This window comes from Allobosea sp. P4_C6 (assembly GCF_056402015.1).
In genome coordinates, this window is sequence record NZ_JBFUIF010000063.1 from 1 (window position 1) to 14,150 (window position 14,150).

Below are 14,150 nucleotides of genomic sequence, written 5' to 3' on the forward strand. Positions count from 1 at the left end.
CGCTGATGCGGAGGCGATCTGCGAGGCGGTCACGCGCCCGACCATGCGCTTTGTTCCAATCAAGTCGGTCGAGCAGCAGGCCGCGCTGGCCCTTCATCGCACCCGCGACCTCATCGTTCGTCAGCGTACGCAACTCATCAACATGATCCGGGGGCTCTTGGCCGAGTTCGGCATCGATATCCCGAAGGGCATCACCCACGCCTTGGCCTTCGTGCGGCGCGCCGTGGCCGGCGGCGCGCATGAGGTTCCCGATCTCGCCGCCAAGGTGATCAACTCCTTGGCCGAGCAAGCGATCGAGGCGCAGGACCGCATCCGCCAACTCGAACGAGACTTGCTGGCTTGGTTCCGATCGAACGACCTCGCGCGGCGCATTGCCACCGTGCCCGGCGTCGGTCTGCTCGGAGCGAGCGCATTGGCGGCCACTGTCACCGATCCGGCCCAGTTCCGCTCCGGGCGCCAGTTCGCGGCCTGGCTGGGACTAACGCCGCTCAACAACTCCAGCGGCGGCAAGGAACGCCTCGGTCGCATCTCCAAAATGGGCGATCAATATCTGCGGCGCCTTCTGGTCACTGGCATGACGTCGCTCGTCAGACGCAACAAGTATTACCCCGATGCAGCTGATCCTCACGTAAACGCGCTGCTCGCCCGCAAGCCGATCCGGCTCGTCACCGTCGCCCTGGCGAACCGGGCAGCACGGGCGATCTGGGCCGTCATGGTTCGGGGCGAGATTTACCGCATGCCAGCGCCCAGCGTGGCAGCAGCCTGAGGATCAGTAGCAAATCAGCGCGCTACACGCGCGAAGGAGGTTGCGAGGACCCTGTGAGATGATGGCGCACCGGTCAGACCGGGGATGAGGACAACCCGCCGAAGGTCGAGGGCGTAAAGGCCCGCAAAGCAGAATGGGACCTCATCCGTGGAAACCATCAGGGCCAGCGGTCAATGACCGCACGAACAGGCCGGACACAAGACTGCACCCGACCAGTACCCCAAACCATCACAGACCCCTTGCAACGCGGGAGCCATCCACACAGGACCTTCCAGATGTCGGGTAAGGGTCGCCAACAGACCTCGCGTCGATGCATTCCGAAGGTCTGGTTCCGGGCGACCATCCAGAGTCCGCTCCTGGCGCGATCAGGGCGTTTGCGGCGACGGTCGGGAACTTCAGCTTCCCACCCGACCCGGTCCTTTTCCGTGCAAAGCGCCTCGAGGCAGCCTCGCGCCATGAGCGGAACTTGAGGCGTTGCCGGAAAGCAGTCAACACCCGGTCGCGTCGCAACCGTCTCTTTGGCTAAACGAATTCCTGCGGCAGCGGGACGGTCATTTCGCCTATCGTCAGGTCGCAAAATACTGGATAGCTTCTAATAAGCACTGGCCACCCAATTCGCGGTTCTCGGAAACAGCCATTGGCGGCGTCGTCCAGAATTAGATCGTTTTGGTCTCTCTTTGAGCTTCGAACTGGACCGGTGATAATGAGGGGGGCGAGTGAATGGTTGCTGGACTCACTGTCGCTGAACGCCAGAGCGCGATCACAGTATCAGCGCTCGTCGCCTTATGCGGGATCGCCATGGCGATCGGCGGTCGTGACGATCTGTTGGGTGTGCACGGCGTCATTGTACTCATCGCCGGGCTCAGCTGTGTCTTCCTGGTGCTGGCGAAATATTTCGAGCCGGAGCCGTCGGATGAGCGTCTGACGCATTACTACGACGACCCGACCAAGGTGGGCATCGTGCTCGCCCTTGGATGGGCCGTCATCGGCATGTTCGTCGGAGTGTGGGTCGCGGCGCTCCTCGCCTGGCCGGACCTGACTTTCGATGCCGCCTGGGCGAGCTTCGGTCGCCTTCGGCCTGTCCACACCTCAGGCGTGATCTTCGGCTTCGGCGGTAACGCCCTGATCGCGACCTCCTTCCATGTCTTGCAACGCACCACGCGGGCACGCCTGCCCGATCAATTCAGCCCGTGGTTCGTACTCCTGGGCTACAACCTGTTCTGCGTGCTCGCCGCGAGCGGCTATTTGATGGGGCTGACTCAGTCCAAGGAATATGCCGAGCCCGAATGGTATGCCGACATCTGGCTGGTCATCGTCTGGGTCGTCTATTTCCTGATCTACATCCGCACGCTTCAGCGGCGGAAAGAGCCGCATATCTACGTCGCGAACTGGTACTACATGGCCTTCATCCTGGTCGTGGCGGTACTGCACATCGTCAACAACCTGGCCGTTCCGGTCTCCTTCGGCCACGCCAAGAGCTATTCGCTGTTCTCGGGCGTCCAGGATGCGATGACCCAATGGTGGTACGGCCACAACGCGGTGGCCTTCTTCCTGACTGCCGGCTTCCTAGGGATGATGTACTACTACCTGCCCAAGCGAGCCGGGCGACCGATCTACTCCTACAGGTTGTCGATCATCAGCTTCTGGGGCATCACCTTCATGTACATGTGGGCTGGTTCGCACCACCTGCACTACACCGCCCTTCCACAATGGGTGCAGACGCTCGGCATGACCTTCTCGGTCGTGCTTCTGGTGCCGTCCTGGGCCTCGGCCGGTAATGCGCTGGCGACGCTCAATGGCGCCTGGCACAAGGTTCGCGACGACGCGACCCTGCGCTTTATGATGGTCGCCGCGATCTTCTACGGCCTGGTGACCTTCGAGGGCTCGTTCATGGCGATACGAGCCGTCAACTCCCTGTCGCACTACACCGACTGGACGGTCGGCCATGTCCATGTCGGCGCGCTCGGCTGGGTGGCGATGATCACGTTCGGCTCGTTCTACGCGCTGGTGCCATGGATGTGGAAGGTCGAGCGAATGTACTCGCCCAAGCTGGTCGAGGTCCACTTCTGGCTCGCCCTTGCCGGGACCATCATCTACGTCTTCGCGATGTGGAACTCGGGCATCATCCAGGGCCTGATGTGGCGCACCTACAACGACAGCGGGACGCTAGCCTATTCGTTCATCGATAGCGTCGTCCCTATGCATCCCTACTACATCGCGCGCGCCGTCGGTGGTTTGCTTTTCCTCATCGGCGCGATCGTCGCTTCCTACAATGTCGCGATGACGATCCGAATGGCTCGCGTTCGGACGACAGCGCAAGGGGCTGAGATCGACCAGCCTGCCCTTCCGGCTGCCGCGCCGGTGTTGCAGCCGGGAGAGTGAGCCATGGCCGAGTTCTTCCACCGCAGGCTCGAACGCAGTGCCATCGGGTTCGTGCTGGCCATTATCGGCGTGTCGGCAATTGGCGGCTTCGTCGAGATCGCGCCGCTCTTCACCATTCAAGAGACGGTCGAGGAGGCGCCGGATATGCGTGTCTACACACCGCTGGAGCTGGCCGGCCGCAATATCTACATCCGTGAAGGTTGTTACGCATGCCACAGCCAGATGATCCGCACTCTGCGCGACGAGGTCGAACGCTACGGACCGTACTCACTCGCGGTCGAGTCGAAATACGACCATCCAATGCTGTGGGGTTCGAAGCGCACCGGCCCGGATCTGGCGCGGATCGGTGGAAAATACTCTGACGCCTGGCATGTCGCGCATCTGATCAATCCGCGCGACGTTGTCCCGCAATCGGTCATGCCGAAATACGGTTGGCTGATGCGCAACGATCTGCGGACTGGTGACCTCGGGCGGCACCTTGCCGCGCAACGCGCCGTCCGGGTGCCCTATAGCGATGCGATGATCGCGAATGCAACCGCCGACGCCTACGGCCAGGCCAGCCCCGACAGCCCCTATGCCAGCGGCGTCAGCGAGCGCTACGGGGAAGCCACCAACACGCGGGCCTTTGACGGAGACCCCGGTCGACTGACTGAGATGGATGCCGTGGTCGCCTATCTTCAGGTTCTCGGCCGGCTCACGGATGCCGCCCATCGCCAGACGGCTGCGGCGGAAAGGTGATGCGATGGGTATCGACCATCAGACACTCGTCGGCTTCGCCAAGAGTTGGGGGCTCTTCTACCTGATCGCGCTCGCGGGGGGCGTACTGATTTACGCGTTCTGGCCGTCAAACCGGAAGCGCTTTGACCGGGCCAAGAACAGCATTCTCGATAAAGACGACAGGCCGGGGGACTGAGGCAAATGGACCAGGCAAAGCGGGACCCCGTCTCGGGACAGTTGACGACCGGTCATGAGTGGAACGGCATCGAGGAACTCGACACGCCTATCCCGCGCGTCGTGCTGTATTTTCTGGCTGCCGGGACCCTGTTCGCCGTAATCTATTGGCTCCTGATGCCGGCCTGGCCGCTCGGCTGGACCTATACCAAAGGCCTCCTCGGCATCAACCAGCGCGAGGTGGTGACCCGGCAGGTTCGCGACGCGGCGGCGGGGCGGGCGATTTGGACCGCCCGCATCGCCAATGCCTCCTACGCCGAGATCGCGGCCGATCCCGCGCTGATGAACCATGTTCGTGAAACCGGCCGCACCCTGTTCGCCGACAATTGCGCGAGCTGCCACGGCAGCGAAGGCAAGGGCGGCCCGGGCTTCCCCAATCTCGCCACGGGCTCCTGGCTCTGGGGCGGCAGCCCGGAGGCCATCGCCCAGACCATTCGCGTCGGCATCAATGGGACGGCCAAGGACACGCGGATCTCGCAGATGCTGGCGTTCGGGCGGGACGGCTTGCTTCAGCGCGAGCAGGTACTCGCAGTCGTCGCCTATGTCCGCTCGCTTTCGGGGCAGCAATTGGTAAGCGCAGACCAGGCGCGCCTGCCCGCCGGTAGGGAAGTCTACGCCGCGAACTGCGCCGCCTGCCACGGGCCTGAAGGCAAAGGCCTGCCCGATCTCGGCGCTCCAGATCTGACTGACGCCAACTGGATCTATGGCGGCGATCTCCATTCGATCTACAACAGCGTTCAGAATGGGCGCCTCGGTCACATGCCGAGCTGGGAGGGCCGGCTGTCGCCGACCGATATCAAGCTGCTGGCCCTTTATGTCGGCACGCTTCAGGGCACTGGGCGATGACGGTCCCCCCGGAAACCGAGGTGCGGCGCCGCGTCAGTGGCAAAGTTCTATGGCTGGGGCTCGCGGCCGCGCTGATGGCGATGCTCATCCTGGCCAACGCGCATCTGGTCTATGTCGCCATCGGTTCGCAGCCGGCCTGTGTGCCGCACGCGAAATCTGCGGGCGAGGCGGGCACGTTCCGTGCCGCCCGTCCGGCCTGCTGAAGCGGGGGAGGAAGATCATGGGCGCGATCGAGAACGGCCAAGACATCTTGCCGCCACTCTCGGCGCAACGGCGCCGCAATCTCCCCACGCGCGCTGCGCTATCCTGGCTGGAAGCGGGCTGGAGTGATCTCCGCCACAGCCCAGTGCCAAGCCTCCTCTACGGAACAGCAGTGTTTCTGGTGTCGCTCGGCATCGTCTTGGGCCTGTTTCGCTTCGAGCTCGACTATATCCTGTTGCCGGCGCTGGCGGGCTTCATGGTGGTCGGGCCGCTTCTTGCGATCGGCCTCTATCAAAAGAGCCGCGCTATCGAGGCGAGCCAACCCGTCAGCCTTCTGCGCATGATCTTCGTGAAGGCGGCTTCCGGTGGGCAGGTCTGGTACACCGGCGCGATCCTATGCCTGCTGATGCTGGCCTGGATGCGGGCCGCCGTGATCATCTATGCGCTGTTTTTTGGCTTGCGGCCCTTCCCAGGCCTTCGAGACGTCATCGCCATGCTGGTCTCAACGCCTGAGGGATGGGCGATGCTTCTGGTCGGAACGGTAGCGGGCAGTYTGTTTGCAGCCTTCTCCTTCGCGATCAGCACCTTCGCAATCCCGATGCTGCTCGACGAGAGGGTCGACGCCTTCACAGCGATGGGAACCAGCATTTCGCTGGTTTGGAACAATCTGCCGGTGATGCTCGCCTGGGGTGCGATCGTGCTCGGTCTTTTCGTCCTGAGCCTGGCGACGGGGCTTGTCGGCCTGATCGTCGTCTTCCCGCTGCTGGGCCACGCCACCTGGCATAGCTATCGGGCGATCAAATGACCTGTTGCGCGCCGCCGTTCGACCCGCATCGTGCATTCGACGGTTCGGCGGCGCGGCAGGAGATCCGGCTCGCCAGCCGCGAATTGGGCGACGGCCTCAAGCAGAGCGATTTCTCCGTGCCGGGGGTCCACTGCGCCGCCTGCATCCGCGCGGTCGAGACCGGACTGATGCGGATCGCCGGCGTCGAGCATGCGCGCGTCAATCTATCGACAAAGCGCGTGGCCGTGAAATGGCGTGGCGGAGAACCGCCTGACCTTCTGGTTGCGCTGGCAACGCTCGGATATCCCGGCCACCTGTTCGAGAACGAGGCCGACCGGCCAGATCCCGAGCGTGCGCGGCTTGTGCGGGCGTTGGCGGTCGCCGGCTTCTGTTCGATGAATATCATGCTGCTGTCGGTTTCAGTCTGGTCCGGAGCCGAACCGGAGACCCGCAGCGCTTTCCATTGGATTTCCGCGGCGCTGGCGCTGCCTTGCCTCCTCTACTCCGGCCGGGTCTTCTTCTCTTCGGCCTGGTCGGCCCTGCGGCATGGCCGCACCAATATGGACGTGCCGATCTCGATCGGCATCTGCCTCGCCTTCGGCCTCAGCCTCTACGATACCCTTCATGACGGCCCCCATGCCTATTTCGACGCTGCGACCTCGCTGATCTTCTTCCTCTTGATCGGGCGGACCTTGGACCATCTCATGCGTGAGAAGGCGCGCGCCGCCGTGCGGGGTCTGATGCGCCTTTCACCGCGCGGCGCGACGGTCCTGCGCGCCGACGGCAGCCGGGACTATCTCCCACTTGCCGAGATAGCGCCCGGCATGCGCCTCGCGTTGACTGCGGGCGACAGAATCCCAGTCGATGGTAGCGTCGAGGAGGGAGAATCCGAACTCGACTGCGCCATCGTCACCGGTGAGAGCGCGCCGCGTTTCGTCGCGGCGGGGGCGTCTGTGCGGGCGGGAACGCTCAACTTGTCAGGTCCGCTGACCATCACCGCCACCGCAAAGGCAGAGGAGTCGTTCCTGGCCGAAATGGTCCGGCTGATGGAAGCAGCCGAAGGCGGGCGCGCCCGCTATCGTCGCCTCGCCGACCGGGCCGCCGCGCTCTATTCCCCTATCGTCCATGCTACGGCTTTTCTCACCTTTCTCGGCTGGATGGCGGTAACGGGCGACTGGCACTGCGCGATCACCATCTCCATCGCCGTTCTGATCATCACCTGTCCCTGCGCGCTAGGGCTTGCGGTTCCGATCGTGCAGGTGGTGGCGTCGCGGCGGTTGTTCGAAAATGGCATCATGGTCAAGGATGGCTCCGCCATCGAACGGATGGCCGAGATCGATAGCGCTGCCTTCGACAAGACCGGCACCCTGACTTTCGGCGTGCCGCGCCTCGTCAATGCTGCGGCGATCGCTCCCGCCGACTTGGCGATCGCAGCCGAGATCGCCGGCCGCTCTGGGCATCCGCTCTCTCAAGCCATCGCGGCTGCGGCACCAGCGGGCGGGATGGCGCTTGCCGACATCCGCGAACGGCCTGGCCTTGGCATCGAAGCTCGGCTTGACGGTCGTCTCTATCGTCTTGGTCGGGCCGAGTGGGTGCTCGCCTGCGGGACAGATGGGCAATCCCATGGCGGCACGGTGCTCGGCTGCAACGGTGAACTCATCGCCCGCTTCACCTTCGAGGAGACGATGCGCCCACAGGCGCGCGCTGCCGTCAGTGCGCTGCGCGCCGAAGGCATTCAGCTCATGCTGCTCTCCGGTGATACGCCCATCGCAGTGCGGGTCATTGCCGCACGACTCGCGGTCGATGATGTCGCGGCGGGTCTCCTGCCGGCCGAGAAGGTCGAGCACCTCGCCGCACTGAGTACACGAGGGCATAAAGTGCTGATGGTCGGCGACGGGCTCAACGATGCGCCGGCGCTCGCCGCCGCACATGTCTCGATGGCTCCCGCTTCGGCGGCCGATATCGGCCGTAACGCAGCGGATTTTGTTTTCCTGCGCGATGGTCTTGATGCGGTCYCCGCGGCGCTGTCCGTTTCGCGCGCGGCGGGCCAGCTCGTACGGCAGAATTTCGCCTTAGCGATCGGCTACAACGCGATCGCCCTGCCGGTCGCGATCGCGGGGTACGTCACGCCCCTGATCGCCGCATTGGCGATGTCGCTCTCCTCCGTCCTCGTGGTCGCCAATGCGCTACGTCTCAATGTGGAGTTCGTAGGCCCGAGTCGATCGACAAGAGTGTTGCCCGGGGACGGAGGGCTAACATCTGCACCGGAGCCAGGCAGATGAGCAGCCTTGTATTCCTCGTGCCCCTGGGGCTTCTGCTCGGCGGCACAGCGCTCGCTGCCTTCCTCTGGTCTCTCAAAAGCGGCCAGTATGACGATCTGGACGGCGCCGCGGAGCGGATACTCCTAGATGATGATGACGAGAGGGATTTGAAAGCCGCGCAAACCGCTCTGCCTGTCCCGACGAGCCCGCAGAACAATCGCGACAAATGAGCGGMTCCATCAGAGCGAGAACGGCCACAGCTAGGCTGCCCGAAACCGTACGTTGCCAAGGTCGCCTTAGGACCAGCCCCGGTCGCCAAGCGGCCTCGCGACCTATGTCCGAGTGCCTACGCGATGACGCCCTGGGCCGAGCTGCGCTCCGCCGCCGGCAAAGCTGCCTGATCCTCACGAACCGATTGGAGCGACAATGTCGCACGCGACCCTGCAGCCGAACCTGTTCAAACGCGGCCTCATTGAGGGCAAGCGCCAGCCCGGCCTCTGGCTGACGCTGGAAAGCCTGAACGCGACCGAGATTCTCGCCGGCGCGGGCTATTCCTGGCTCTTGCTTGACATGGAGCATACGCCGGTCGACCCCTCGCAGGTCTCCCAGCACCTGCGAGCAGCCAAAGGCGGCACGGCCGAAGTCGTGGTCCGTATTCCGTGGAACGAGCCGATCATGATGAAGCGCCTGCTCGATGCCGGTGTGCGTTCCTTCATGGTGCCCTTCGTGCAGAATGCAGAGGAGGCCCGCGCCGCCGTCGCCGCGACGCGCTATCCGCCGCACGGCATCCGCGGCGTCAGCGGCAACATGCGTGGTAACAACTACGCACGCATCAAGGATTATAACGAACGCTATCACGAGGAACAGCGTATCATCGTGCAGATCGAGACGCCGGCCGCCGCCGTTGCGATCCCCGAGATCGGCGCCGTCGAGGGYGTCGACGGCATCTTCGTCGGTCCGAATGATCTCGCCGCCAATATGGGCCTGTTCGGCAAGCCGGGTGCGCCCGAGGTCCGGGCCGAGATCGACCGGGCACTCGACGCGATCAAGAAAACCGGCAGGGCGCCGGGCATCCTGAACTTCAATGTCGGAGAGGCGTGCGAGCTGTTCGACGCCGGCTACAGCTACATCGCCGTCGGCTCGGACACCGCAATCCTGGCCCGCCGCAGCGAAGCCCTGCTCGGCGAGATCAACGCGGCCTGAGCCGCTTCCCTATAGAGGACTGCTACAATGTATGCCGCCAGCCTGTTCATCGACGGGGCCCATATCGACAAGACCGGCGCCGAGAGGATCGAGGTCGTCAACCCGGCGACCGAGGAGACTCTCGGCTCGGTGCCGTCTTCTACCGCGGCCGAGGTCACCGCTGCGCTGGCGGCGGCGGAGCGCGGCTTCGAGGTGTGGCGCAATACGCTGCCTTGGGAGCGCTGCAACGTGCTGCGCAAGATCGCCGGACTGCTGCGCGAGCGGCAGGAGATGATCGCGCGCCTGCTGACCATGGAGATCGGCAAGCCGCTGTCGGAGGCGCGCGCCGAGGTCGCCGTCTCCGCCGAATATTTCGACTATTGCGCCGACGAAGCCCGACGCCTGCATGGCTACATGCTCGACGGGCGCACGCCCGGAGCCCGCTTTGAGGTTTCGCATGGACCGGTCGGCGTCGTGCTGGCGCTGGCGGCCTGGAATTTTCCGATCAGCCTGGCCTCTCGCAAGCTCGCCATGGCGCTCGCCGCCGGTTGCACAGTGATCCTGCGTCCGGCCGAGGAGGCGCCGGCCTGCGTCGCCGAGCTGGTGCGCTGCTGCCATGATGGCGGCCTTCCCAACGGTGCCGTGAACTTGCTCTTCGGTTCGCCGCAGCAGGTCGTGGTGCCGCTGATGGCGGCGCCCGCTGTGCGCAAGCTCTCCTTCACCGGCTCGACCCGCGTCGGCCAGACCCTGATGCGCCAGGCGGCCGACACGGTAAAGCGCATGACCATGGAGCTCGGCGGCCACGCCCCCTTCATCGTGCTGGGCGATGCCGATGTCGAGAAGGCGGCGACCGCCGCCGTCGGCGGCAAGTACCGCAATGCCGGCCAGGTCTGCACCTCGCCGAGCCGCTTCTTCGTGCACGAAAAGATCGCCGATGCCTTCACCGAAAAGATGGCGGCGAAGGCGCAAGCCCTGCGCCTCGGCAACGGGCTCGACGACGGCGTCCTGATGGGCCCGCTCGCGACCGCGCGCCAGCGCGACCGGGCCGAGCGGCTGGTCGAGGATGCCCTTGGCAAGGGCGCGACGCTCGCCACCGGTGGTAAGCGCCCGGCCAGCCTCAACCGCGGCTATTTCTTTGAGCCAACCGTGCTGGCCGATCTGCCGCCGGATGCCTCGATCCTCGCGGACGAGCCGTTCGCGCCGGTCGCGGCCATCGTACGCTGCGCCAGCGCGGACGAGGCGATAGCGCGGGCCAATGCCGTCGAGTTCGGCTTGGCCGGTTATCTCTTCGCTAGCTCGAAGCGTGCGATCGACCATGTCACGCGCGAGCTCCAGGTGGGCGTGCTCGGCGTCAACACGACGGTCGTCGCCGTGCCGGAGGCGCCGTTCGGCAGCATCAAGCAGAGCGGCTTCGGCCGTGAGGGCGGCGCCGAGGGCGTGCGCGAGTATCTCAACACCAAGTTCGTCCATAACGCGCCGGCCTGAACACCCTGGCCGGACGAAAAGACAGCTCGAGGGATGGCGGCGGCATGAGCGAGAACGAACCGAAGCGGCGCGGCATTGCCGGTGGGCTGACCAATTACGGCGACCCCGAATTCGCCGCCTATCTGCGCCGCTCCTTCGCGCGCTCGATGGGTTATTCCAACGAGGCGCTGGCGCGTCCCATCGTGGGCATCGCCAACACCTATAGCGGCTTCAACAATTGCCATCGGCACTTCCCCGAGCTGCTCGAGGCGATTAAGCGCGGCGTGCTGATGGCTGGCGGCCTGCCGGTTGAGTTCCCGACCATCTCGCTCGGCGAGGTCTTCCTCAAGCCGACCAGCCTGAAATTCCGCAATCTGATGGCCATGGGCACCGAGGAGATGATCCGCGCGCAGCCGATCGACGCTGTCGTCCTGATGGGCGGCTGCGACAAGACCGTGCCGGCGCAGCTCATGGCCGCGCTCTCGGCCAATGTCCCGACGGTGCAACTCGTGGCCGGGCCGATGTCGACCGGCCGCTACAAGGGCGAGCGCCTGGGCGCCTGCACCGATTGTCGCCGCTTCTGGGCCCGCTTCCGGGCGGGCGACATCGATCAGGAGGAGATCGATGTAGTTGAGGGCCGGCTCGCCACCACAGCCGGCACCTGCGCCGTCATGGGCACCGCCAGCACCATGGCCTGCATCGCCGAGACGCTCGGCCTGTCGTTGCCGCGCTCGGCCGCGATCCCGGCGGTTCATGCCGACCGGTTGCGCTGCGCCGAGGAGAGCGGCAAGCGCGCCGTCGAACTCATCGGCACGACGACACTTCTGCCGAAGCAGATCGTCACCGAGAAGGCGATCGATAACGCCTGGCGCATGCTGCTGGCGATTTCGGGCTCGACCAACGCGGTGGTTCATCTCACCGCGATCGCGCGCCGCGCCGGGGTAAAGGTCGACCTCAACCGGCTCAACAAGCTCTCCGACGAGACGCCGGTGCTGGTGAACCTGAAACCGGTGGGCAACAATTACATGGAGGATTTCTTCGCCGGCGGCGGCGTGCCCGCCGTACTGAAGGAACTCCGCGACCTGATGCATCTCGATTGCATGACCGTGACCGGCAAGACGCTCGGCGAGCTGATCGACGAGCCGCTTGTGGATCAGGTCGACCGCAGCATTGTGCGCCCGCGCGCGGAGCCGGTCGATCCCGATGGCGGCCTTGTCGCCGTGTTCGGTTCGCTCGCGCCGCGCGGCGCCATCGTGAAGCGCGCCGCAGCCGACAAGCGCCTGCTCGAGCATGAGGGCAGGGCGGTGGTCTTCTCCTCGCTGGAGGACCTCGCGGCGCGGATCGACAGCCCAGATCTCGACGTCACCGCCGACGACATCCTCGTGTTGCAGAACGCCGGCCCCAAGAGCGCAGCGGCGATGCCGGAAGCCGGCTACCTGCCGATTCCGCGCAAGCTCGCCTCAAAGGGCGTCAAGGACATGGTCCGCATCTCGGATGCGCGCATGTCCGGCACGGCATATGGCGCGATCGTGCTGCATGTTGCGCCCGAGGCCGCAATCGGCGGGCCGCTCGCGCTGGTGTGCAATGGCGACCGAATCCGGCTCAGTGTCGCCGAGCGCCGCCTCGACCTTCTGGTGGGCGAGGCCGAACTCGAGACGCGCCGCAAGGCGCTGCCGGCTCCTCAGGCGATCCAGCGCCGTGGCTATGACCACCTCTATGACGAGCACGTGCTCCAGGCCGACGAGGGCGTTGATTTTGATTTCTGCTAGGCGTTTTGCGGCCGCAAGAGCGGAAGGCACCTCGAGGTTCAACAATGACGGCGGCTGGAGCCTATCGGCAATTTCTCGAAAAGCTGAAAGCCGAGGAGTGCTACTACGCTATGCAGGATAGGCCAGCCCTAGCAACGTGACCTAAGCGGCCTCCGGCGAAGCCTGGGCGGTTTCAGCGCAATCAGACGCATGATCCTAACTCCCTCAGCTTGAGAGGAGAGCGGTGCAACGGCGCCGCTCTTGTCCCGGAAAGCCCACCAATTTTGCTACCGAGAGAGGGGCCTTGAGCAGATCGCCCCGGGATGTCGGCTTTCGGGCGATGAGCCAGAGTCGGCTATTGGTGCGGCTCGCCCTTTTAGTCCCGGGACATGATTCTCAATTTCTCGATTGATCCCAATCATATGAGAGCCGTCGCGATCACGAAAACCGGTACTCGCTGACCTGACGATAGACCGCTCCCGGACAGAGGACGGTGGACGGCAGATGCGCCAGGTTGGGTGAGTTGGGCGCGTGCTGCGGCTCCAGGGCAACCCCGGCGAATGACCCGTAGGTCGCCCCGCCAAGGCCGGGAACCGCGACGGCAAGCTTGGCGCCGTCATAGAACTGAAGGCACGGCTCGGTGGTCCAGATTTCAAGTCCCAGGCCACTCGCGTCTGACCGCAATGTCGCCGCATGTGCGAGTTCCATGCCGGACGCGGGATCGTGCTCTGTGCGGCTCCGTCGAAGTATGAAGTTCGCGTCGTAGCGTGTCGGCGCCTCGCCGTGCCCCGGCTCTCGGATCGATCTGGCTTCTCGAAAATCGAAGGGCGTGCCGGCCACGGCGGCAACAGACCCGTCGGGAATGAGGTCCGCATCCGTCAGAAGCACGAGATCGCCCTCGATTTGCAAACGGTGGGCGAGGATGTCCGCCGTATTGTCCAGTTTGAAATAGGGATGGTGAGCGAGATTTATGACGGTCGCTGCATCCGTCGTCGCCGAAAATTCGATGCGTAAAGTCTCGTCTTCGGTCAAGCTGTATCGACACCAAACGCGCAGCGTTCCGGGGTATCCAGCGTCGCCTGCAGGCGAAACCAGAGCAAGGGTCGTTGATCGCTCGTTCTGCTCGACGAGTGTCCAGTGCCGCTTGCCGAAGCCGTTGCCGCCACCATGCAGTGAGTGGCACCCATCCTGATTGCGCGGGAGCTGGTATTCCACGCCACCCAGAACGAAGCGCCCCTCGGCGATGCGGTTGGCGAAGCGCCCGGCGACCGCGCCCATGTGAGGCGAGTACGCCGGATAGTCCTCCAGTCTCTCCAATCCAAGGACAACCCGCTGCAGCGCACCGCCCGCCCTCGGCACGCGCAGATCCCGCAGGCTCGCGCCGTAGTCGATGACCTCTGCTTCCATGCCGGAACTCGAACGCAACGTGATGCTGCGAATCTGCCGATCGGCAGTTCTAGAAAGCTCATGCAAATGCGGCGCACTGCTCATTGTCGGATTTTCAGATACACGCGTCTCTTGTCGGTACTCTCAATCAGAGTGAGCCGGCATGAACATCCAGTCAT

At 64.6% G+C, this 14,150-nt stretch carries 13 protein-coding genes; 12 read left to right on the plus strand and 1 reads right to left on the minus strand.

Features of this window, described 5'->3' with window-relative positions; genetic code table 11:
• From AC1DVA_RS24210 to AC1DVA_RS24265, 12 genes are all read left to right on the plus strand, one after another.
• A partial coding sequence (locus AC1DVA_RS24210; RefSeq protein WP_476807542.1) for an IS110 family RNA-guided transposase occupies positions 1-766 on the plus strand: 766 nt, incomplete at its 5' end.
• 720 nt (positions 767-1,486) lie between these two features.
• Positions 1,487-3,148: a cytochrome-c oxidase, cbb3-type subunit I gene (gene ccoN / locus AC1DVA_RS24215; RefSeq protein WP_265055097.1), complete on the plus strand. Its 1,662-nt coding sequence runs from the start codon at positions 1,487-1,489 to the stop codon at positions 3,146-3,148.
• 3 nt (positions 3,149-3,151) lie between these two features.
• On the plus strand, positions 3,152-3,886 hold the full coding sequence (gene ccoO, locus AC1DVA_RS24220) for a cytochrome-c oxidase, cbb3-type subunit II (RefSeq protein WP_265055096.1): 735 nt from the start codon (positions 3,152-3,154) through the stop codon (positions 3,884-3,886).
• Positions 3,887-3,890: 4 nt separating this feature from the next.
• Positions 3,891-4,061, plus strand: coding sequence for a cbb3-type cytochrome c oxidase subunit 3 (locus tag AC1DVA_RS24225; RefSeq protein WP_265055095.1), 171 nt, complete (start codon positions 3,891-3,893; stop codon positions 4,059-4,061).
• A gap of 5 nt (positions 4,062-4,066) precedes the next feature.
• Positions 4,067-4,945 carry a cytochrome-c oxidase, cbb3-type subunit III gene (gene ccoP, locus AC1DVA_RS24230; RefSeq protein WP_265055094.1) on the plus strand — a complete coding sequence of 293 codons (879 nt, stop codon included), beginning with the start codon at positions 4,067-4,069 and terminating at the stop codon, positions 4,943-4,945.
• Complete coding sequence (locus AC1DVA_RS24235) at positions 4,942-5,148, plus strand: hypothetical protein (RefSeq protein WP_476807543.1); 207 nt, start codon at positions 4,942-4,944, stop codon at positions 5,146-5,148. Before ccoP ends, AC1DVA_RS24235 begins: the two co-directional genes overlap by 4 nt.
• 17 nt (positions 5,149-5,165) lie before the next feature.
• Positions 5,166-5,951, plus strand: a complete 786-nt coding sequence (locus AC1DVA_RS24240) for a DUF2189 domain-containing protein (RefSeq protein WP_265055092.1) — start codon at positions 5,166-5,168, stop codon at positions 5,949-5,951.
• The gene (locus AC1DVA_RS24245; protein ID WP_476807544.1) at positions 5,948-8,212 is read left to right on the plus strand and encodes a cation-translocating P-type ATPase; all 2,265 of its coding nucleotides are present in this window, start codon (positions 5,948-5,950) and stop codon (positions 8,210-8,212) included. The genes AC1DVA_RS24240 and AC1DVA_RS24245 overlap by 4 nt, the downstream gene beginning before the upstream one ends.
• Positions 8,209-8,421: a cbb3-type cytochrome oxidase assembly protein CcoS gene (gene ccoS, locus AC1DVA_RS24250; protein ID WP_476807545.1), complete on the plus strand. Its 213-nt coding sequence runs from the start codon at positions 8,209-8,211 to the stop codon at positions 8,419-8,421. Before AC1DVA_RS24245 ends, ccoS begins: the two co-directional genes overlap by 4 nt.
• A 196-nt stretch (positions 8,422-8,617) precedes the next feature.
• Positions 8,618-9,394, plus strand: coding sequence for an HpcH/HpaI aldolase family protein (locus AC1DVA_RS24255; protein ID WP_476807546.1), 777 nt, complete (start codon positions 8,618-8,620; stop codon positions 9,392-9,394).
• A gap of 27 nt (positions 9,395-9,421) precedes the next feature.
• Entirely contained in the window at positions 9,422-10,858 is a 1,437-nt protein-coding gene (locus tag AC1DVA_RS24260; RefSeq protein ID WP_476807547.1) for an NAD-dependent succinate-semialdehyde dehydrogenase, read from the plus strand.
• 44 nt (positions 10,859-10,902) lie between these two features.
• Positions 10,903-12,606 (plus strand): IlvD/Edd family dehydratase, encoded by a 1,704-nt coding sequence (locus tag AC1DVA_RS24265; RefSeq protein WP_476807548.1) that lies wholly within the window; start codon positions 10,903-10,905, stop codon positions 12,604-12,606.
• A 417-nt stretch (positions 12,607-13,023) separates the two neighbouring features.
• Here the strand turns inward: AC1DVA_RS24265 and AC1DVA_RS24270 are convergent, their stop codons facing one another.
• On the minus strand, positions 13,024-14,076 hold the full coding sequence (locus AC1DVA_RS24270; RefSeq protein WP_476807549.1) for an aldose epimerase family protein: 1,053 nt from the start codon (positions 14,074-14,076) through the stop codon (positions 13,024-13,026).
• Positions 14,077-14,150 lie beyond the last annotated feature (74 nt).

What these genes read in the sequence shown, in the direction of transcription:
- AC1DVA_RS24265 (WP_476807548.1), top strand. Translation starts at nt 10,903, where the DNA reads ATGAGCGAGAACGAACCGAAGCGGCGCGGCATTGCCGGTGGGCTGACC.
- ccoS (WP_476807545.1), top strand. Translation starts at nt 8,209, where the DNA reads ATGAGCAGCCTTGTATTCCTCGTGCCCCTGGGGCTTCTGCTCGGCGGC.
- AC1DVA_RS24235 (WP_476807543.1), top strand. Translation starts at nt 4,942, where the DNA reads ATGACGGTCCCCCCGGAAACCGAGGTGCGGCGCCGCGTCAGTGGCAAA.
- ccoN (WP_265055097.1), top strand. Translation starts at nt 1,487, where the DNA reads ATGGTTGCTGGACTCACTGTCGCTGAACGCCAGAGCGCGATCACAGTA.
- ccoP (WP_265055094.1), top strand. Translation starts at nt 4,067, where the DNA reads ATGGACCAGGCAAAGCGGGACCCCGTCTCGGGACAGTTGACGACCGGT.
- AC1DVA_RS24270 (WP_476807549.1), bottom strand. Translation starts at nt 14,076, where the DNA reads ATGAGCAGTGCGCCGCATTTGCATGAGCTTTCTAGAACTGCCGATCGG.
- AC1DVA_RS24260 (WP_476807547.1), top strand. Translation starts at nt 9,422, where the DNA reads ATGTATGCCGCCAGCCTGTTCATCGACGGGGCCCATATCGACAAGACC.
- ccoO (WP_265055096.1), top strand. Translation starts at nt 3,152, where the DNA reads ATGGCCGAGTTCTTCCACCGCAGGCTCGAACGCAGTGCCATCGGGTTC.
- AC1DVA_RS24225 (WP_265055095.1), top strand. Translation starts at nt 3,891, where the DNA reads ATGGGTATCGACCATCAGACACTCGTCGGCTTCGCCAAGAGTTGGGGG.